This window comes from uncultured Microbulbifer sp., from assembly GCF_913055755.1.
Classification (GTDB): Bacteria; Pseudomonadota; Gammaproteobacteria; order Pseudomonadales; family Cellvibrionaceae; genus Microbulbifer.
Map to the genome: position 1 here is coordinate 1 of NZ_CAJXKH010000003.1, position 18442 is coordinate 18442.

An 18442-nucleotide genomic window follows, 5' to 3' on the forward strand; every position below is an offset into this window, starting at 1 on the left:
TCGACCGTGCACCACCGCTGGCGCAAGTGCCTGCCGGGCGGCGCCATTCTGGGGTTCTGGCTGTTTCTCGGTGCCGCGCTGCAACAGGCGAGCCTGCTGTACACCACTGCCGGCCGCGCCGGCTTCATCACCGGTTTTTACCTGTTGCTGGTGCCGGTGATCGGGCTTTCCCTCGGACATAAAACCAATCGCTGGACCTGGGCCGGCATTGGCCTGGCGCTGCTGGGGCTTTACTGGCTGGCAGACTTCAGTGAAGAGGCCCAGTTGATCGGCGACCTGATGGTGTTCGCCAGCGCCTTTGTGTTTGCCATTCAGGTGCTCAGTGCGGATTATTTCGTGCACCGCTACGACGCCCTGCGCCTGGCTGCTATCCAGTTTCTGGTGTGCGGCGTTTTGTCCGCAGTAGCTTCGCTCATTGTCGAGCAGCCGAGCCTGCAGTCGGCGGTGGATGCCGCTTGGCCGATTGCCTATATGATGATTTTCTCCACGGCGATTGCATTTACTTTCCAGTTGCTGGCACAGCGCCATGCGGCACCGTCTCACGCCACGGTGATCATGAGCCTGGAATCCGTGTTTGCGCTGGCCGCCGGCTGGCTGTTCCTGAACGAACTGCTTTCTCTGCGGGAGCTGGTGGGGTGCGGGCTGATGCTGGGTGGCATGCTGGTCAGCCATTTCGGCAATCACACCGGCACTCACCACTGAGGGCTGTGGCATGGGAATTCTTGAACCTTCCGGCCTGGCCCTGTTTATTTCGACTTTTTTCTTTGTGTCGATCACGCCGGGTATGTGTATGACCCTGGCGCTCACCCTGGGGATGGCCATTGGCGTGCGCCGTACCCTGTGGATGATGGCTGGCGAGGTTGTCGGCGTCGGGCTGGTGGCCCTGGCCGCGGTGCTGGGGGTGGCGGCGTTTATGCTGAAGTACCCGGCCGCGTTCCAGCTATTCAAATACGCCGGCGGCGTTTACCTGGGCTACCTGGGGGTGCAGATGTGGCGCTCCGGCGGGCGGCTGGTGGAGCTCGAGCAGGATGCGACAAATGCACAGCAGATTACCCGGCGGGCACTGTGGACCCAGGGTTTTGTAACCGCGGTGGCAAACCCGAAAGGCTGGGCGTTTTGTATTGCGCTGTTGCCGCCGTTTATTAACCAGCAGGGTCCGCTGGTGCCGCAACTGGCGTTGATGTTGGCAATCATCGTGGTGATGGAGACCCTGTGTATGCTGATCTATGCCAGCGGCGGTCGCACCCTCAGCAAGTTACTGCACAAGGGAGAGAATGTTCGCCTGATGAACCGGATTGCCGGTACCCTGATGCTAGGCGTGGGCCTGTGGCTCGCGCTAAGCTGAGACTGGTAAGCAATCAACAAACAGGGAGTGAAACCATGCATCGATTCAGAGTGCTACTGGGGATACTTGCTCTGGCACTGCTCACGCTGACCGCCTGTGGCGGTGGTGAGTCCGGTACCAAGGCGCCGGAGGACAGCGGTTCACCGGAAGTATCGGCGCCTGCACAACAGGCGGAACCTGAACCCGAGAGCAACGACAGTGGGGAGGCGCAGATGACGGCAAACAGCAATAGCGGGGCGACGCTCTGGGTCACGCAGCCCAGGGGAAACCGGCAGTGTGAAGGTGGCGGGATCTCCCTGGAGCAGAGTCGTGCGACTTTGGAGGGTAACGGGATCTCCGTCGCAGAGTCTCGCTGTGCGGTGCGCACCGACCGTATGTATCCGTCCGTGTGCGGTGGCGCCACGGGAGACATCCTGGTACACCGCATTCCCGCATCCATGCTGGACGCAGCCCTGCAGCTGGGGTTTGACCCTGCCTCGCAGGTACCCCACCGTTTCAGCAAATGCCCGCCGGATACGGGCCCGGGCCACAGTAACCCCACCCACTGAGCCGGCTCTCCTGGCTCATCCGGCTGGGTCTTGCCGCCGGGGGTTGACCTTACCCCCGGGGCAGGCTAAAAACTCCCGCATGGTTGTTGCAGCCATGAAGGAGCCATCATGAATATCTCCCAGGCCGCCAAACAGGCGGGCCTCACGTCCAAAGCACTGCGCTACTACGAGTCTGTCTCGCTGGTCATACCGGGGCGCAATCCCAACGGCTATCGCGAATACTCCCCCGCGGAGGTGGAAACCCTGCGCTTTATCCAGCGCGCCCGCAGCAGTGGCTTTTCCGTGGAGGAAGTGGGGGAGCTGTTGCAGCTGTACCGCAACCCGGCGCGCCGCAGTCACGACGCCAAACTGCTGGTACGGGAAAAGATCGAGCAGGTGGAAGAGCAGCTGCGCAACCTCAAAGAGATGCGCAGCAACCTGAGGGCCCTGGCGGATGCCTGTGCCGGAGACGACTCACCCCATTGCGCGATCCTGGATCAGCTCGCCGGTGGTGAGTCCCGCTAGTCACTGCGACTTGGTGAAAGGTGGTTTCCAGTCGCCAAAGATATTGTCGAGGGTGTAACGCGCGGCTTCCGCTTGCGTGAGCTGGCGTCGCTTCGGGGTCACCGCAGCGCCGGGGCCGTGGCTGCCGTACTCGAAAAAGCGCGAGTTCTCCGGGGTAAACACCGTGCTCTTTGTGCCATCGCGACTGGTACCGCGCATGGAGGCCCAGCCTTCGCGGGGAATGTGGTCATCCATATAGCTATTGATAAACACACTGGCGCCGATGGCGTCGGGGTCCGCATAGCGGCCGTCGGCAAAGGTCGTGGTGGGGTGCCAGGGCCGCCCCAGCGGGGACGAATCGGCCGGCACCCCGGGGGCTTTCAGCAGGCGGCAGTTGAGAAACACCAGACCGAAATCGTTGCCAATATCCGTGCTGGGAGCGGTGACGTAGCCAACGTGGTCGCGCTCGGTGCCGCGGGGGCGGGTGATGATATCCGAGCGATCAAATACCGCCTGGCCGGCCCCGAATATAAAGTCCACATTGCCCTCGATCACACTGTCCACAAAGTAACTGCGCCCGCCCTGTACAAACAGGGTGTCCTGGTATCCCAGCAGACGCACATTGCGAAACGCCGAGCGGTCGCTGCCCAAGCCAGTTTCCAGCGCTACCGCCTGGGTGCCGTTGACCTTATCCGTGTGATCCTTGGGCAGGGCATCGCTGGCGAGGAAATCGAAGCTGTTCTCGATGGTCAGGTCGCTGGCGGAGAAATCCGTCGCCTCCACCGTCAGTGTCGCCGTGGCAAAGGTGCCCATGGTCTCTTTAGACGAGGGATCGGCCCCCGGGGCCGGCATTCCCGCGTAGTCCCCGTAACGGATGACCGTCTTGTCGCGCCCGGCGCCCACCAGGCTGATATTGGGCTTGCTCACCAGCACCTTTTCCCGGTAGCTCCCTTCCGGCAGGTAGATCACATACCGGCTGTTGCCACCAGCCGGTGCCGCCTCCAGCGCCGCACGGATGGTGGGGTAGGTCTGCGCGCTCGCAAATTCCGCGCCGGCCACCGGTTCCGGAGCTACCACCGCACTGTATTTGACCGGCGTCGCGCAGGCCGCGCCGGACAGGGAGAAAAGGAGAGCACCCCGGGTCAGGGTTTTGAACAGAGAAGAGATGTTGGCCATGATCGAGAATCCGTGCTCCTGATTGGTCTGATCTTGCTTTGTTATTGGTCAGGCCATTCTAGCCTCGCCAAGGAAGTGGGCTCAAGGGGCGGCAAGCAACCCGAGCCCTATCGACGAGCGCAGCCCCCTTAATTCTGCCCGGATCCTGAGGTAGAATGCGCGGCCGCTTAAACCGACGGAAGCCCGCAGAATCTATGGAAATCAATCCGCTTCTCAATCAGCTGAAAGACCTCGAAGAGCGCACCGACGTTCTTAGGGGGTATCTTTGACTACGCTAGCAAGAAAGAGCGCCTGACCGAAGTCGAGCTGGAACTGGCCGAGCCCAGCGTCTGGGACGACCCCGACCGCGCCCAGGAGCTCGGTCGCGAACGCTCCGCCCTGGAAGCCGTCGTAAAAACCATCGAAGACCTCGACAGCGGCGTCAGCGACAGCCGCGAACTGCTGGATATGGCAGTGGAAGAGGGCGATGAAGACTCCGTCGCAGAAGTCGCCAGCGAACTCGACAACCTCCAGCAGCAGCTGGAAACCCTCGAATTCCGCCGCATGTTCTCCGGTGAAACCGACCCCAACAACGCCTACCTGGACATCCAGGCCGGCTCCGGCGGCACCGAGGCCCAGGACTGGGCCGAAATGCTGCTGCGCATGTACCTGCGCTGGGGTGAAGCCCACGGCTTCAAAACCACCCTCGAAGAAGCCTCCGCGGGCGAAGTCGCCGGCATCAAAAGTGCCACCATCCACTTCCAGGGCGAATACGCCTTCGGCTGGCTGCGCACCGAAACCGGCGTACACCGCCTGGTACGGAAATCCCCGTTCGACTCCGGCAACCGCCGCCACACCTCGTTCACCTCCGTCTTCGTCTCCCCGGAGATCGACGACAACATCGAGATCGAAGTGGACAAATCCCAGGTGCGCGAAGACACCTACCGCGCCTCCGGCGCCGGCGGTCAGCACGTCAACAAAACCGACTCCGCCGTGCGCTTGACCCACATCGAGTCCGGTATTGTCGTCGCCTGCCAGAGCGAGCGCTCCCAGCACCAGAACCGCGACAAGGCGTGGAAAATGCTGCGCGCGAAACTGTACGAGCAGGAAATGCAGAAGCGCAACGCCGAAAAACAGGCGATGGAAGAAAGCAAATCCGACATCGGCTGGGGCAGCCAGATCCGCTCCTACGTACTGGACGACCAGCGCATCAAAGACCTGCGCACCAGCGTCCAGACCAGTAACTGCCAGGCAGTACTGGATGGTGACCTGGATCAGTTTATTGAAGCGAGTCTGAAAGCAGGGCTGTAAGCCCAAGTTTCAAAGTAAAAGCCTCAAATCGCTTTTTGCTTACGAAGTTAAATACTTCAAATCGAAGGCGGAGTGCTGGGGATTCGGTTTCGAAAGCGTCGGCAACAGGGATGTTGCCGACGCAGCGTACAGGGATGTATTCACAGCGGTTTCGAAACCGAATACCCAGTGCTTCGTCGCCACGGACTTTGCAAAGAACTCCGAAGAGCTACGAAGTCCGAAACACACCCAAAAGACATGTGATAGATCATGAGCAACACACCAACTCAGCAAGACGAAAACAAACTGATCGCCGAGCGCCGCGCCAAACTGAGTGCCATGCGCGAGAAGGGCAACGCCTTCCCGAACAGCTTTCGCCGCGAAAACCTCGCCGCCGACCTGCAAAAAGAGTTTGGTGAAAAGACCAAGGAAGAACTGGAAAGCGAAGGCAACACCGCCTGCGTCGCCGGCCGAATCCTCGCCAAGCGCGGCCCCTTCATGGTCATCCAGGACGTCTCCGACCGCATCCAGCTGTACGCCGACAAAACCGCACAGAAAGATATCAAAGACCGCTGGGGTACCTGGGACATCGGCGACATCGTCGGCGTCAAGGGCAGCCTGCACAAATCCGGCAAAGGCGACCTCTACGTCAACTGTGAAGAATACAGCCTGCTCACCAAAGCCCTGCGCCCGCTGCCGGAAAAATTCCACGGTATTGCCGACCAGGAAATGCGCTACCGCCAGCGCTATGTAGACCTCATCGCCACCCCAGAGTCCCGCGACGTATTCCGCATCCGCTCCGAAGTGATCAGCTACATCCGCAGCTTCCTGAATAAAAGCCACTTCATGGAAGTGGAAACCCCCATGCTGCAGGTCATCCCCGGCGGTGCCACCGCGCGCCCGTTCATCACCCACCACAACGCGCTCGACATCGACATGTACCTGCGCATCGCGCCGGAACTGTACCTCAAGCGCCTGGTAGTGGGCGGCTTTGAACGCGTCTACGAAATCAACCGCAACTTCCGCAACGAAGGCCTGTCCACCCGCCACAATCCCGAGTTCACCATGCTCGAGTTCTACCAGGCGTACGCGGACTACAACGACCTCATGGATCTCACCGAGTCCATGATCCGCGGCATCTGCACCGACGTACTGGGCAGCACCACCGTCGAATACCAGGGCAGCAGCTACGATTTCGCCAAGCCGTTCGACCGTATCAGCGTGTTCGACTCCATCCTCAAGTACAACCCCGAGCTGAGCGCATCCGATATCGACAATATCGAAAGCGCAAAGAAAGTCGCGGAAAACCTGGAAATCCCGCTCAAGGAAATCTGGGGCCTGGGCAAGATCCAGATCGAGATCTTCGAGAAAACCGTCGAGCATCGCCTCGACCAGCCGACCTTTATCACCGAGTACCCGACCGAAGTGTCGCCCCTGGCTCGGCGCAACGACGACAACCCGTTCGTCACCGACCGCTTCGAGTTTTTCGTCGGTGGCCGCGAAATTGCCAACGGCTTCTCCGAGCTCAACGACGCCGAGGACCAGGCCGAGCGCTTCAAGGCCCAGGTTGCCGAAAAGGACGCGGGCGATATTGAAGCCATGCACTACGATGCGGACTACATCCGTGCACTGGAGTACGGTCTGCCACCGACAGCCGGCGAAGGTATCGGTATCGATCGACTGGTGATGCTGTTGACCGACTCACCGTCAATTCGCGACGTGCTTCTATTCCCGCACATGCGCCCGGAAACCCACGGCGAATAAGGTCGGGGCGAGATGTGAAAAGAAGGGCGATAACCGATCCGGTTATCGCCCTTTTTTTGCAGCCGTAATCAGGGAGAGTGTCAGCCGCGTATGCCCAGTGGCCCGCTGGGCAGGTAAATGATCTCACTGCCGGAGCTACCCTGGCGCTGGATTTCTACCGCCACATTTTTTCCCGGTTCCACCTGGTAGACCTGGGTGCGCAGGTCGCCCATATGGAAGACGCGCTGATTGTTGTAACGGATGATTTTGTCACCGCGTCTGAGGCCCGCTTCATAGGCCGGTGCCGCTTCCAGCAGATCGCCAATATGCAGCTCCGTATTACTGCCCATGGCACTGAGATACTGTTCGTATTCCCGGGTGCTGAGCTCCTGCTCGAACACCCGACGCGGGTTGCTGTAGGTGTGGATCTTCTGCTGGAGTTCCCGCGCCTGTTGCGACGTCTTGTCATTCAGGAAGCGGAATTGATAGGTCAATTGCATCTGTTCGTACTGGATGCGCTCCTGCCTGTCGACAATATACTGTGCCCGCTCCGGAGTGAGGCCCGCATCGGTCAGTCTCCTGATCTGGTGTTCGCGCATGCGCTGGAAACGGCGCTCGTGCTCCTCCGCCTGTTGCCGCCCTGCAGAATCATGCTGTACTGCGGGATCCCCCGGGGCGACCGAGACAGTGCGGGTTTCTGCGTCGCCAGGGTTGGGGTCTAGCCGGTTGCTGAGCTCGTTGACCAGTTCCAGCAACTGGCTCTGGATTTTCAGGGTCTCGTCGAGGGTGGTCTCCAGCTGCTGGATCCGTGACTCCAGGGTATTTTTTGCGGAAAACAGCGTGACCGCGGGCAGCGCGTCGTCGGATTGGGCCCAGCGTGTGAGGGCGGCGCCTGTAAGCACCAGGGTGACCGCGAGGGTGGCGGCCACCGGCTTCGGCAGGTTCATAGCAGCCTCTGTCGTGTATTTCGCCCCGAAAAAATATGCCGGGGCAACGACAATTATATAACCACCAGGTGATTGGGCAGCTCGTTCTTGACTACGGTGGCGGGTGCAGCTTCCTCCAGCAGCTCACCGCATTTTTGTACGCAGTGGACGTAGGCTTCACTGGTCCTGCCTTTTTTGACCTCGCGAATAAAGTTTTCCACGATTTCCTGCCAGGACTCGTTGGTAATATGTTCCGCCAGGCCGCGATCGGCGAGGATTTCTACGTAATGCTCCGCCTGGGCAACAAAAATAAGCAGACCCAGCCGGTGTTTGGTGCTGTGCAGTTCGTGCTCCAGGAATTGCCGCCGCGCCAGGTTGGATGCGCGCCAGAATTTCACTTTTTTCGGTACCAGGCGCATGGTCAGCGGGCGCCAGCGGAAGAGGACGGCAAGGGCAATAAACAGGATCCACTGCAGGGTAAACGCCTGCTGGTAGTCCAGCCACCAGGGGAGAAACTGCAGCAGTGGGGCGAGCAGCAGGGCGAGAAATGCCGCCCACAGGGTGGATATGTACAGGTAGTTGTCGGCGCGGTGGGCGAGTACCGTTACCACCTCGGCATCGGTGCGGGATTCCACCTCTTTGATCGCCTCTGCCAGCGTGCGTTTTTCCGTTGCGCTCAGCATCTTGTTTCCGTTTGTTTTCGCCCCGTTACCATTCGCGTGTTACCAGCCGCCAGATGCGCCGCCGCCACCAAAGCCGCCGCCACCGCCACCGAATCCCCCGCCGCCGAAGCCGCCACCACCACCAAAACCGCCGCCAAAGCCGCCGCCCCCGTAGTAGCCACCGTAGCGACCGCGACGGTAGTTGCGGCTACCGTCGGGGGCGCCCAGTACGGAGGAGCCAAATATTTGCAGCATCACGAATAAAAGGAAAATACCCACCAGCAGTGCCAGTTCGCGGTTGTCTCCACTGTCGGTAGGTTCGGCGACATATTCATTGTTGATTGCGGCAATGATGGACTGGACGCCGGCCATCACTCCGCCGTCAAAATCGCCCGTGCGAAAGCTTGGCAGTATCTTGGTGTGAATGATATTGGAGGAAAGGGCGTCGGTGAGCGCGCCCTCGAGTCCATAGCCCACTTCAATGCGGACTTCGCGGTCCTGCGGGGCGATGATCAGCAGTACCCCGTTGTCCTTTCCCTTCTGGCCGATTTTCCAGTGGCGCCCCAACTGGTAGCCGTACTCCGCAATGGTATAGCCCTGCAGGTCCGGCAGGGTCACCACCACAATCTGGTTGCTGGTCTGTTTCTCGTGCTGCTGCAGTATTTCCGTCAGCTGGTAACGGGTAGTCTGGCTCAACAGGTTGGCGTTATCCACCACCCGCCCCGACAGCGTTGGAAACTGAATATCGGCTGCTGCCAGTGTCGCCCACAGCAGGGCGAGACCGGCAAGCAGGGTCACGGCGGCCCGGCGGATCCCCATGGAATACTCCGTGCTCCGAGGTTACTGGAAGTCCACTTCCGGCGCTTTTTCCGCATCCTCGCTGGTAGCCTCAAAAGTTTCCCGGATCGGCATATCGCGGTAGAGAATGGCGTGCCAGATACGGCCGGGGAAGGTGCGTATTTCCCGGTTGTAGCGCTCTACCGCGGCGATATAATCCCGGCGGGCGACGCTGATGCGGTTTTCCGTGCCTTCCAGCTGGGACTGCAGGGCGAGGAAGTTCTGGTTGGCCTTGAGGTCCGGGTAGCGTTCCACTACCACCATCAGGCGCGACAGGGCACTGCTCAACTGTGCCTGGGCCGCCTCAAACTGCTGGAGTTTTGCCGGGTCATTGATCATGTCGGCATTGACCTGCATGGAGTTGACCTTGGCGCGCGCCTCGGTAACCGCCTGCAGGGTCTCCTGCTCGTGGGCGGCGTAGGCTTTCACGGTTTTCACCAGGTTGGGAATCAGGTCCGCGCGGCGCTGGTACTGGTTCTGAACCTGGGCCCAGGCGGCCTTGACGTTTTCGTCGTACGTGGGAATGTTGTTGATGCCACAGCCGGCGAGCGTCATGGCGAGCAGACTGAGTAAAGCGGTTCGCCACAGCCGGCGGACGGTGAAATTCTGTTTGTCAGTCAGTGCAGATTGCATACCAGTCGTCCCTGTTGGTTCCGAATCTGACAATAATAGTCGCCGATAATCTGCTCACGGCCAAGTGTGGCCGAAAGCCTGCTACACGAGAGTTTTAATGGCACTGAAAGCTACTATATTCAAGGCCCGGCTCCAGATTTCCGATATGGACCGGGACTACTACGCGGAACACCTGCTCACTCTGGCACGGCATCCCTCCGAGACCGACGAGCGCATGATGATTCGCCTACTGGCATTTGCGCACAATGCCTGCGAGGAGCTGGAGTTTACCCGCGGCCTGTCCAGTGATGACGAGGCCGACCTGTGGCGACACAGCCTGAGTGGCGAAATCGAGCAGTGGATCGAGGTAGGGGTGCCGGCGGAAGACCGCATCCGCAAGGCCTGCAACCGGTCCGACAGTGTGCTGGTTTACGCTTACGGGCAGCGCACGGCACCGGTGTGGTGGCAGAAAGCCGAGCGGGCTGCAGCGCGCTTTGACAACCTCGGCGTATATTTCCTGCCCACCGAGGCGTGCAGCCAGCTCGCACAACTGGCAGACCGGAACATGGAATTCAGTGTGACCATTCAGGATGGACATATCTGGCTTGCCAGCGATCAGCACAATATCGAAGTTGTGCCGGAGCGCTGGAAGTAAATTTTGACTGCAAAGTGCCCGTCAACCTCGGGCAGCATTTTGGGGAATAAAGTAATGCCTTCATTCGATATCGTTTCTGAAGTCGACAAGCACCAGCTCACCAATGCCGTGGATCAGGTAAACCGTACCATCACCAACCGCTTTGACTTCAAGGGCGTGGATGCGGAAGTGGAAATGTCCGAGTTTGCGCTGGTGCTGCGCGCTGAGTCGGAAATGCAGGTGACGCAGATGGTCGATATGCTGCGCGCGGCCCTGATCAAGTGTGGTATCGACCCGCTGGCGATGGATGTGGGTGACGAGGAGCAGTCCGGCAAGCAGGTAAAAGTGTCGGTGACCATGAAAAACGGTCTCGACAAGGATCTGTCAAAAAAGATCGTTAAGATCATCAAGGATGAAAAGCTCAAGGTCCAGGCATCCATCCAGGGTGACCAGGTGCGGGTTACCGGCAAAAAACGCGATGACCTGCAGCAGGTCATTGCCATGCTGAAGGGCAAGGAGCTGGAGCAGCCGCTGCAGTTCAATAATTTCCGCGACTGACCGCGGACAAGAGGGGATAGTTTGCGCGATTTATGGATTGACCGCTTGTTTTCCATCGCGGGCCTGGCGCTGTTGCTGGCTGTGCTCGCACAGCCCGGCCACGCCGGGGCGCCTCGCCAACCCGCGCAACAGGGCGACGCCCTGGCGCCATTGATTCCGGCCCAATTGAAGGGCTATTGGTGGATTGATGGCAGCGAAGGGCTGGATATATCCGGCCTCTCATTCTGCGGCGGCGAGCTGCTGGCGGTCGCCGATAAATCCTCTGAATCCCTCTATTCCCTGTTGCCGGAACCGGGTAGCAACAAGGTAAGCCTGGTGCAAAAGGCAGCCTTCGCCCGTCCGCAACTCCCCGGCGATCAGCCGGTTTCCCTCAAGGCGCGCGCTCTGCATGTGGCCAGCAAGCCGCTCAGCATGGACTTCGAGGGCATCACCTGTGACGACCGGCAGGTGTATCTTTTGAGCGAACGGCACAATCGCATCGCAGTGCTGGATCAACGCAATCATCGCGCGGACTGGTTAGCGGTGAAATGGTCCGAGTCTGCGCGCAAGCATGGCTATTTACAGCAGTTCAATGCGGAAAGCGAAGGGGTGGTCAGGGCCGGTACCGATTTCTGGGTGGCGTTGGAGCGGGATCCCCGCGGCCTGTTGCGGCTGAAGCCGGAAGATAAAGAAGGTTTGGAATTTTTTCCGGTGCCGCCGGTTGCCGCGCTGGATTTTCGCGGCCGCTCCGCGGACCTGACCGGGCTGGCAATATTTGACGGCGCCCTGTTTACCCTGGAGCGCAATGCCTTTGCTGTTTGCCGGCGCTCCCTCGATTCCCTGGAAGCGGAGTGGTGCCTGGATTACCGCGAGTATGAAGAGGGGGCCCAAACGGTTTACCTGGAAACTCGCTATGGCAAGGGCGAGGGCCTCGCTATCAACTCATCGGGTATTTTCGTGGTGCTGGACAACAACGGCGTCGGCCGAGCGGCGGCCCCCGCAGACAATCGCGGGCTGCTGTTGCAGCTGGCTTTCCCCAGCGCCGCGCAGACCGCGGCGCTGTTGCCGGACAATGACAGCGGGCGGTAACTGATTTGGCGAAAGATATTCTGCCAAAATTACTGGATGAGGTGCGCGGATGCCGCCTGTGCGAAGCACATCTGCCGCTGGGGCCGCGACCGGTGCTACGCGCGGCCCGCTCTGCCAGGCTGTTAGTGGTGGGGCAGGCGCCGGGTACCCGTGTTCACGAAACCGGAATTCCCTGGAACGACCCTTCCGGCGACCGCCTGCGGGAGTGGCTGCAGATGGATCGCGAGACATTTTATGATGAGCGCAGAGTGGCGATTGTGCCCATGGGGTTCTGCTATCCCGGTCGCGGCAAGGGCGGGGACCTGCCGCCGCGCCCGGAGTGTGCAGCCACCTGGCACGCGCGTATTCTCGCCGAACTGCCCAATATCCGCCTGACCCTGCTGATCGGCCAGTATGCCCAGCGCTATTATCTGCCCCACTGGTATGGCAGCATTACGGAAAATGTTCGCCACTTTGCCGATGCACTGCCCCACGGGCTGTTTCCACTTCCGCACCCCAGCCCGAGAAATACCCTCTGGTTGAAACAGCGCCCCTGGTTTGAGGCGCAGGTAGTGCCCGCACTGCGGCTGCAGGTGCAGAAAATCATGAAAGAAGACAATGCCGGTTCCTGACAATATAAAAATTCATCCCTCCTGGTATTCGGTGCTGGCAACGGAATTCAGCAAGCCCTATATGGCGGAGCTGCGACACTTCCTGCAGCAGGAAAGGCAGTCCGGGAAAAACATATTTCCCCCGGGCGGCCAGATATTCAACGCCTTCAATTCCACGCCCTTTGATCAGGTCAAGGTGGTGATTCTGGGGCAGGACCCGTACCACGGTGCTGGCCAGGCGCACGGGCTGTGTTTTTCGGTGATGCCGGGCGTGCGGATCCCGCCGTCGCTGCAGAATATCTACAAGGAATTGCATGCGGACCTGGGGATAGCGCCGCCCAACCACGGCTGCCTGCAGCCCTGGGCTGAGCAGGGCGTACTGCTGCTGAATGCCACCCTGACCGTGGAAGAGAGCAGGGCGGGTGCCCACCAGGGCAAGGGCTGGGAACAGTTTACCGATGCCGCAGTGCACGCCCTGGCAGAGCAGCGCGAAGGGCTGGTGTTTATTCTGTGGGGTAGCTACGCGCAGAAAAAAGGCGCCTTTATCGATCGCGCCCGGCACCTGGTCCTGCGTGCGCCGCACCCGTCGCCGCTGTCTGCGCACCGGGGTTTTTTCGGAACACGACCGTTTTCCCAGGCGAACCAGTGGTTGCAGCAACATGGCCTAGGCCCCATTGACTGGGGGCTGCCTGCATCCAGTGAACTGCGCCGGGTATCGGTTGAGATCTAGTCAGTCGGTCCTCGATTGGGTGGGTGATTTACGCCAGCGGGTCGGCATCGGCGTCGTAGGGCAGCTCCAGCAGCTCCAGCACGCGGCCGTCCTGCAGTTGCAGGGTTTCCCCGTCGGTTACCTTGGCTTTGGTGAGTACCGCCAGCAGTTCGATTTCGTTGTCCGCGGTGCAGGCCTGCACCGCATTGCCAATACTGGAGCCCCCGGCACTGGAAAATATCTCTGCGCCGGGCGCCGGTAGTGCTCCACCGTCGATGCGCGCCCGGTACATACGCCGCTTTGCCGCGCCCCGGTACTGCATGCGCGCAACCACTTCCTGCCCGGTATAACAGCCTTTCTTGAAACTGACAGCGCCCAGCAAGTGCAGATTCAGCATTTGTGGAATAAACAGTTCGCTGGTGCCGGCGTGTAGTTGTGGCAGCCCGGCGGCGATCAGTTGCTGTGGCCAGCGGTTGTAGCTACAGGCGGTTGCCGGGCTGCCGGCCAGCTGTTGCCACAGGTCTGCCGCCTGGGTGTCCGGTACCTGAATGGCCACGAGGTGCTCGCTGAGCATCGCGGCGAGGGCCCGGTGGCCGTTGTGGTCAAACGGGATCAGCTGGCCGGGCACCAGGTCGGTGCTGGCGCCGTGGGACAGGCTCAGCAGGTGGCTGGCGCGGGCGCCGATGTCGTGTCCCGCCAGGCCGAACCAGTGATATTCAGCGCTGGTATCCTGCAGCTCGGCCTTGAAGAACACCGCGTATTTTTTCAGTGCCGCCAGGGCCACCGGCACCAGGTCCGCGGGCATCAGCAGCACAAATTCGCTCTGGGAGATCTTCAGTGCGTGGAAAGCACTGATCATGCGCCCTTTGGGGTTGCAGTGTGCGCCCAGGGTGAGGTGCGCATCCGGCAGGTTTACCAGATCGCAGGTCAGCTGCCCCTGCAGGAATTTCTGGCTGTCCGGGCCGCTGATGGAGATGGCGCCCAGCGGGCTCAGGTCCAGCAACTGCAGTTCAGCGCTGGCATCACCGGCGTCAAAGTTCGCCGCGCCGTCGTGCCACTGGGCGCCCTGATTGCTGAGAAACTCCTGCCACTGCTGCTGATCCATGCTCTACTCACTGTTTGGAATTGCCGGGGAATGCGCAGCAGTATCTGGGGTTTTATGGCGGGATTTCAACTGGGTTATACTGCGCGCAATTCTGATATTGGTACCGCTGGGGAAGAAGTATGGATCGCAACCGTCTGTTTTGGGCCAGTCGACGGGGCATGCTGGAGCTGGATCTGGTTTTGCTGCCGTTTCTGGACAATGTTTACGAGACCCTGTCCCCGGAGGATCAGCAGCGCTATATCCGTCTGCTGGACGAGCAGGACCAGGACCTGTTTGCCTGGTTTCTGCGCCGCGAAGATCCCGAGGACCCGGAGCTGAAACACATCGTGCAGATCATCCGTGACAACACCGGACTGCAGGAGTGAGGTGCCCGCGGGCACTTCTGGTCATTCCCTCCGCGCTCATCCCGAGCGCAGCGCCAGGCTGGTCTGTGACCTGGTGCCATCCTTCCTGTTGCGCAGTGCGCTGATACTCGCCACCCTGCAGGCCCTGGCAGTGCTCTGGGCGTCTGCACTGTACTGGCCGCTGGCGGCCGGCTGCTCCCTGTTGGTCTTCGCTATCTACGCGGTGGAGTGGCGCCGGTTAGCGGGATACTCGGGGCAACTGGCGACCCGCGAGCGGCGCTGGTTCTGGCGTGGGGCGGACGGACGCAGGAGAGAATTCCGCTTTTGTGGCGAGCTGGTGCTGTGGCGCTGGCTGATTGTGATCAACGGTCGCGACCTCGACGGGCGCCGGCTCAGGCTGGTGCTGGCGCGGGACAGCGCCAGTGCGGATGACTGGCGCCGCCTGCAGGTGGCGTTGCGCTACTCGCGGACACACTGATTTCCCCGCCGGCGTTTTATCGGCGGGGAAACGGCTCAGCCTGTCGGGCCGATAAAGTGGCGCTGGTCGGCAAAATTTTCCGGTACCAGAATGGTGTCCATCGCCAGTTCCCGCAAACCGGGGTAATCCAGTGAGTAGTGGAGCCCGCGGCTTTCGCGGCGGTCCAGCGCCGAGCGGATGATCAGGTCCGCCACCACCGCCAGGTTGCGCAGTTCGATCAGGTCGCTGGTGATGCGGTAGTTGGCGTAGAACTCCAGGATTTCCTGTCGCAGCAGCTTTACCCGGTGCTCCGCCCGAATCAGGCGCTTGCGGGTGCGCACGATTCCCACGAAGTCCCACATAAAGCGCCGCAACTCGTCCCAGTTGTGCGAGATCACCACGTCTTCATCGGAATCGGTTACCCGCGATGCATCCCAGGCCAGCGCCGGGCGCGGTGGCGTGATATCGCCGATGGTGCGCTCGATATGCAACGCCGCAGAGCGGGCGTAGACCACGCACTCCAGCAGTGAGTTACTGGCCAGGCGGTTGGCGCCATGCAGGCCGGTAAAGGTGGTCTCGCCGATGGCGTACAGCTGGTCCAGGTCAGTGCGTCCATGCTGGTCCACCATCACGCCACCACAGGTGTAGTGGGCTGCGGGTACCACCGGGATTGGTTCCCGGGTGATGTCGATGCCGTAATTCAGGCAGTTGCGGTACACCGTGGGGAAGTGCTCGCGCACAAACTCGGGGTCTTTGTGGGAGATATCCAGATAGACACAATCCGCGCCCAGCCGCTTCATCTCGTGGTCGATGGCGCGGGCGACGATATCCCGCGGCGCCAGTTCACCGCGTTTGTCAAAGCGGTGCATAAAGCGCTCGCCATTGGGCAACTTGAGCTGGGCCCCTTCGCCGCGCAGGGCCTCGGTGATCAGCATGGACTTGGCCTTGGGATGGTATAGACAGGTGGGGTGGAACTGGTTGAATTCCATATTCGCCACCCGGCAACCGGCGCGCCACGCCATCGCGATCCCATCGCCGCTGGCACCGTCCGGGTTGCTGGTATACAGGTAAGCCTTGCTGGCACCGCCGGTGGCGAGTATCACCGCGCGTCCCTGGAACACCTCGACCTCCTCACTGGCCTTGTTATAGACATAGCAGCCGGCGCAGCGGAAGCGGCCGGTGTTGGCGTCGGGCTGGCGGATCAGGTCGAGGGCGATATGGTGCTCGAAGCAGTCGATATTGGCGGTGTTGCGCACGCGCTCGATGAGCGTGCTGTGCACCGCGCGCCCGGTGGCGTCGGCACTGTGGATGATGCGGCGATGGCTGTGCCCGCCCTCCTTGGTGAGGTGGTATTCGCCATCCTCTTCCCGGGTGAAATCCACCCCCTGGTTGATCAGCCACTGAATGGCGTCGCGGCTGTTTTCCACGGTAAAGCGCACCGCGTCCGGGTGGCAGAGTCCTGCACCTGCATCTAATGTATCGGCTACGTGGGCCTCCACGGAGTCCATGTCGTCCAGCACCGCGGCGATCCCGCCCTGGGCAAACCAGGTGGATCCATCCTGCAGGCGCTGCTTGGACAGCAGGGCTACCCGGTAGCGCCCAGCCAGGTGCAGGGCGAGGGTCAGTCCCGCGGCACCACTGCCGATGACCAGGACGTCGTAGCTATTCAACTGTGGGGTTGCCTGTTCGCTCATAGAGTTTTATTAGTGTTTGGGGGCGCGTAGTATACGCCATCTTCAATTTTGCTGATTTGTCAGGAACTTATGACCGATCGTCGGTGTCTTGTACACAACAGAATAAACTCGGGTTTTGCGGCCGCGCAGCTTCGCCGCAGAACCGTGGTTGGGAGTAGGGGATGACAGCGCAACAGGCGTCACCAAGTGACAGCCAGCTGGTACAGCGTGTCCAGAAAGGCGACAAGCGCGCCTTCGATCTGTTGGTACTAAAGTACCAGCACAAGATTATGGCAGTGGTGAGCCGCTATATCAGCGATCACGCCGAAGTGCACGATGTGGTACAGGAGGCCTTTATCAAGGCCTATCGCGCGCTGAAAAATTTCCGCGGCGACAGTGCCTTCTACACCTGGATGTACCGTATCGCCATCAATACCGCGAAAAATCACCTGGTTTCCCGCAGTCGTCGGCCGCCGTCATCGGATGTCGACCTGGAGGACGCCGAATTCTATTCCGGCGCCGACCTGCTGCGGGACAATGAAACCCCGGAGAACCAGCTTTTCCGCGACCAGCTGGAAGCGACGGTGCACCGCGCCATCCGCGAGCTGCCGGAAGATCTGCGCTCCGCGGTGACCCTGCGGGAGATGGAAGGGCTCAGCTACGAGGAGATAGCCGAGGTGATGGGCTGCCCGGTGGGCACCGTCAGGTCACGGATTTTCCGTGCCCGGGAAGCAATCGACCGCGCGGTCCAGCTGGTAATGGCGGGGGAGCCTGAACCTGTAGACGGGCGCGGCTGACTGTCTATTGTTTGAACAGTTTTGTTTTATATATAACCGGGGTGATGGAGGCATGCGGCCTCTTATCGACAAGAGTTGAGTGAAATCACACAATTTTTGCCGGAACAGTAAAACTTTTTGCCGAGAGGCCGGTCTCAGATATCAACACAACAGGGCGCGAAACAGCGCCTATGGGATTGCACTGAAAGAGGGTTGACCCGTATGTCACACGGGAATCATCAGCAGCGTCTGAATGAGTCACTGTCTGCACTGATGGATGGTGAAGCCACGGAGCTCGAAATTCAGCGTCTGTTAAAAGAAAAAGGTGCCAGTGGTAGCGTCTCGGCGGATGGTCTGGACCAGCGCTGGTCACGCTACCAGCTGGCCGCCAGTGTGATGCGCGGCGAAGCGGTGGCACCGGTGGATCTCGGCCTTGCGGCCAGTATTTCCGCAGCCATTGATGACGAACCTGCGCTCGATGTGCGGCCGGAAGTGGCGGCCAACGATGTGCAGCCGCGCAGTCGCTGGTGGCGGCCGCTGTCCCGCGGTGCCGTGGCCGCAACCGTCGCGTTTGCGGCGGTACTCGGGGTACAGCAACTGCAGCAGCCGGTCACTTCCGGTGGCGGCGAGCTGGTAGCCGAGGCGGAGCGCCCGGCGCAGCAGCCGGTGCAATCGGTGCCGCGGCCCAGTGGATTTTATGTGCCAGCACTGAATACCCGTTCGGTCAGTACCATGCCGCTGGTGACACCTGAGCAGCAACGCGGTGCCGCGCAGCAGGGCGTGCCCATGCAACTGGTTCCCTCTCCGGAATTGATGCGCCACCTCAACCGGGTGATGATCGAACATTCGGAGCAGGCGGCGCAGATGGGTAGCCAGGGTATGGTACCTTTCGCCCGTGCGACTTACGGTGAGCAGCCGCCCGAGTAA

22 protein-coding genes are annotated in these 18442 nt (G+C 60.7%); 15 read left to right on the forward strand and 7 right to left on the reverse strand.

The genetic code is table 11. The features are described from left to right. From QZ511_RS01135 to QZ511_RS01150, 4 genes are all read left to right on the forward strand, one after another. A partial coding sequence (locus QZ511_RS01135; RefSeq protein WP_295797710.1) for a DMT family transporter occupies window positions 1–702 on the forward strand: 702 nt, incomplete at its 5' end. Between the two features lie 10 nt (window positions 703–712). Next, a complete protein-coding gene (locus QZ511_RS01140; RefSeq protein WP_295797713.1) occupies window positions 713–1345 on the forward strand; it encodes a LysE family translocator in 633 nt (210 codons plus the stop codon). 35 nt (window positions 1346–1380) lie between these two features. Next, window positions 1381–1893, forward strand: coding sequence for a hypothetical protein (locus tag QZ511_RS01145; RefSeq protein ID WP_295797716.1), 513 nt, complete (start codon window positions 1381–1383; stop codon window positions 1891–1893). Window positions 1894–2001: 108 nt separating this feature from the next. Further along, window positions 2002–2397, forward strand: a complete 396-nt coding sequence (locus tag QZ511_RS01150; RefSeq protein WP_295797718.1) for a MerR family transcriptional regulator — start codon at window positions 2002–2004, stop codon at window positions 2395–2397. Here the strand turns inward: QZ511_RS01150 and QZ511_RS01155 are convergent, their stop codons facing one another. After that, a complete protein-coding gene (locus tag QZ511_RS01155) occupies window positions 2398–3552 on the reverse strand; it encodes a pectinesterase family protein (RefSeq protein WP_295797721.1) in 1155 nt (384 codons plus the stop codon). 194 nt (window positions 3553–3746) lie between these two features. On the opposite strand from QZ511_RS01155, the gene prfB reads away from it, so the two are divergent. Continuing rightward, window positions 3747–4842, forward strand: a protein-coding gene (prfB, locus tag QZ511_RS01160) for a peptide chain release factor 2 (RefSeq protein WP_295797724.1) whose coding sequence is annotated in 2 segments (ribosomal slippage) — window positions 3747–3818 and window positions 3820–4842 — 1095 coding nt in all. Because the reading frame shifts where the segments join, the coding sequence is not laid out codon by codon here. Between the two features lie 249 nt (window positions 4843–5091). Further along, on the forward strand, window positions 5092–6585 hold the full coding sequence (lysS, locus tag QZ511_RS01165; protein WP_295797726.1) for a lysine--tRNA ligase: 1494 nt from the start codon (window positions 5092–5094) through the stop codon (window positions 6583–6585). Between the two features lie 80 nt (window positions 6586–6665). Here the strand turns inward: lysS and QZ511_RS01170 are convergent, their stop codons facing one another. The 4 genes from QZ511_RS01170 to QZ511_RS01185 are packed head-to-tail and all read right to left on the reverse strand — an operon-like array spanning window position 6666 to window position 9622. Beyond that, on the reverse strand, window positions 6666–7511 hold the full coding sequence (locus QZ511_RS01170) for a PDZ domain-containing protein (protein WP_295797728.1): 846 nt from the start codon (window positions 7509–7511) through the stop codon (window positions 6666–6668). Between the two features lie 53 nt (window positions 7512–7564). Further along, window positions 7565–8173, reverse strand: coding sequence for a TPM domain-containing protein (locus tag QZ511_RS01175; RefSeq protein ID WP_295797731.1), 609 nt, complete (start codon window positions 8171–8173; stop codon window positions 7565–7567). Window positions 8174–8212: 39 nt separating this feature from the next. Continuing rightward, window positions 8213–8971, reverse strand: a complete 759-nt coding sequence (locus QZ511_RS01180) for a YgcG family protein (protein WP_295797733.1) — start codon at window positions 8969–8971, stop codon at window positions 8213–8215. Window positions 8972–8992: 21 nt separating this feature from the next. Beyond that, window positions 8993–9622, reverse strand: coding sequence for a LemA family protein (locus tag QZ511_RS01185; protein WP_295797736.1), 630 nt, complete (start codon window positions 9620–9622; stop codon window positions 8993–8995). A 97-nt stretch (window positions 9623–9719) separates the two neighbouring features. On the opposite strand from QZ511_RS01185, the gene QZ511_RS01190 reads away from it, so the two are divergent. Genes QZ511_RS01190 through ung form a run of 5 tightly spaced genes read left to right on the forward strand, consistent with a single transcriptional unit; the run spans window position 9720 to window position 13181 of the window. Then, window positions 9720–10256 (forward strand): YaeQ family protein, encoded by a 537-nt coding sequence (locus tag QZ511_RS01190; protein ID WP_295797738.1) that lies wholly within the window; start codon window positions 9720–9722, stop codon window positions 10254–10256. A 54-nt stretch (window positions 10257–10310) separates the two neighbouring features. Further along, window positions 10311–10793 (forward strand): YajQ family cyclic di-GMP-binding protein, encoded by a 483-nt coding sequence (locus QZ511_RS01195; RefSeq protein ID WP_295797741.1) that lies wholly within the window; start codon window positions 10311–10313, stop codon window positions 10791–10793. A 21-nt stretch (window positions 10794–10814) separates the two neighbouring features. Beyond that, on the forward strand, window positions 10815–11861 hold the full coding sequence (locus QZ511_RS01200) for a hypothetical protein (protein WP_295797743.1): 1047 nt from the start codon (window positions 10815–10817) through the stop codon (window positions 11859–11861). Between the two features lie 5 nt (window positions 11862–11866). Beyond that, a complete protein-coding gene (locus tag QZ511_RS01205) occupies window positions 11867–12472 on the forward strand; it encodes a uracil-DNA glycosylase family protein (protein ID WP_295797745.1) in 606 nt (201 codons plus the stop codon). After that, entirely contained in the window at window positions 12459–13181 is a 723-nt protein-coding gene (gene ung / locus QZ511_RS01210) for a uracil-DNA glycosylase (protein ID WP_295797748.1), read from the forward strand. Before QZ511_RS01205 ends, ung begins: the two co-directional genes overlap by 14 nt. 28 nt (window positions 13182–13209) lie before the next feature. On the opposite strand, the gene QZ511_RS01215 is transcribed toward ung, so the two are convergent. Beyond that, on the reverse strand, window positions 13210–14265 hold the full coding sequence (locus QZ511_RS01215) for a folate-binding protein (protein ID WP_295797751.1): 1056 nt from the start codon (window positions 14263–14265) through the stop codon (window positions 13210–13212). A 119-nt stretch (window positions 14266–14384) separates the two neighbouring features. On the opposite strand from QZ511_RS01215, the gene QZ511_RS01220 reads away from it, so the two are divergent. Together QZ511_RS01220 and QZ511_RS01225 are read left to right on the forward strand one after the other, a co-directional pair. Further along, window positions 14385–14630: a succinate dehydrogenase assembly factor 2 gene (locus QZ511_RS01220; protein ID WP_295797755.1), complete on the forward strand. Its 246-nt coding sequence runs from the start codon at window positions 14385–14387 to the stop codon at window positions 14628–14630. Beyond that, a complete protein-coding gene (locus tag QZ511_RS01225; RefSeq protein ID WP_295797757.1) occupies window positions 14605–15087 on the forward strand; it encodes a protein YgfX in 483 nt (160 codons plus the stop codon). Before QZ511_RS01220 ends, QZ511_RS01225 begins: the two co-directional genes overlap by 26 nt. A 35-nt stretch (window positions 15088–15122) precedes the next feature. On the opposite strand, the gene nadB is transcribed toward QZ511_RS01225, so the two are convergent. Next, complete coding sequence (gene nadB / locus QZ511_RS01230) at window positions 15123–16760, reverse strand: L-aspartate oxidase (RefSeq protein WP_295797761.1); 1638 nt, start codon at window positions 16758–16760, stop codon at window positions 15123–15125. A 161-nt stretch (window positions 16761–16921) separates the two neighbouring features. Between nadB and rpoE the strand changes: the two genes are divergently transcribed. Both rpoE and QZ511_RS01240 read left to right on the forward strand, forming a co-directional pair. Next, entirely contained in the window at window positions 16922–17536 is a 615-nt protein-coding gene (gene rpoE / locus QZ511_RS01235) for an RNA polymerase sigma factor RpoE (protein WP_295797762.1), read from the forward strand. A 201-nt stretch (window positions 17537–17737) separates the two neighbouring features. Then, window positions 17738–18442 carry a sigma-E factor negative regulatory protein gene (locus tag QZ511_RS01240; RefSeq protein WP_295797764.1) on the forward strand — a complete coding sequence of 235 codons (705 nt, stop codon included), beginning with the start codon at window positions 17738–17740 and terminating at the stop codon, window positions 18440–18442.

Excerpts from the sequence above, each read along its gene's own strand:
- ung (WP_295797748.1), top strand. The coding sequence starts at position 12,459 with ATGCCGGTTCCTGACAATATAAAAATTCATCCCTCCTGGTATTCGGTG.
- QZ511_RS01145 (WP_295797716.1), top strand. The coding sequence starts at position 1,381 with ATGCATCGATTCAGAGTGCTACTGGGGATACTTGCTCTGGCACTGCTC.
- QZ511_RS01150 (WP_295797718.1), top strand. The coding sequence starts at position 2,002 with ATGAATATCTCCCAGGCCGCCAAACAGGCGGGCCTCACGTCCAAAGCA.
- QZ511_RS01140 (WP_295797713.1), top strand. The coding sequence starts at position 713 with ATGGGAATTCTTGAACCTTCCGGCCTGGCCCTGTTTATTTCGACTTTT.
- QZ511_RS01170 (WP_295797728.1), bottom strand. The coding sequence starts at position 7,511 with ATGAACCTGCCGAAGCCGGTGGCCGCCACCCTCGCGGTCACCCTGGTG.
- QZ511_RS01240 (WP_295797764.1), top strand. The coding sequence starts at position 17,738 with ATGTCACACGGGAATCATCAGCAGCGTCTGAATGAGTCACTGTCTGCA.
- nadB (WP_295797761.1), bottom strand. The coding sequence starts at position 16,760 with ATGAGCGAACAGGCAACCCCACAGTTGAATAGCTACGACGTCCTGGTC.
- QZ511_RS01185 (WP_295797736.1), bottom strand. The coding sequence starts at position 9,622 with ATGCAATCTGCACTGACTGACAAACAGAATTTCACCGTCCGCCGGCTG.
- lysS (WP_295797726.1), top strand. The coding sequence starts at position 5,092 with ATGAGCAACACACCAACTCAGCAAGACGAAAACAAACTGATCGCCGAG.
- QZ511_RS01215 (WP_295797751.1), bottom strand. The coding sequence starts at position 14,265 with ATGGATCAGCAGCAGTGGCAGGAGTTTCTCAGCAATCAGGGCGCCCAG.
- rpoE (WP_295797762.1), top strand. The coding sequence starts at position 16,922 with ATGACAGCGCAACAGGCGTCACCAAGTGACAGCCAGCTGGTACAGCGT.
- QZ511_RS01190 (WP_295797738.1), top strand. The coding sequence starts at position 9,720 with ATGGCACTGAAAGCTACTATATTCAAGGCCCGGCTCCAGATTTCCGAT.
- QZ511_RS01180 (WP_295797733.1), bottom strand. The coding sequence starts at position 8,971 with ATGGGGATCCGCCGGGCCGCCGTGACCCTGCTTGCCGGTCTCGCCCTG.
- QZ511_RS01155 (WP_295797721.1), bottom strand. The coding sequence starts at position 3,552 with ATGGCCAACATCTCTTCTCTGTTCAAAACCCTGACCCGGGGTGCTCTC.
- QZ511_RS01220 (WP_295797755.1), top strand. The coding sequence starts at position 14,385 with ATGGATCGCAACCGTCTGTTTTGGGCCAGTCGACGGGGCATGCTGGAG.
- QZ511_RS01195 (WP_295797741.1), top strand. The coding sequence starts at position 10,311 with ATGCCTTCATTCGATATCGTTTCTGAAGTCGACAAGCACCAGCTCACC.
- QZ511_RS01175 (WP_295797731.1), bottom strand. The coding sequence starts at position 8,173 with ATGCTGAGCGCAACGGAAAAACGCACGCTGGCAGAGGCGATCAAAGAG.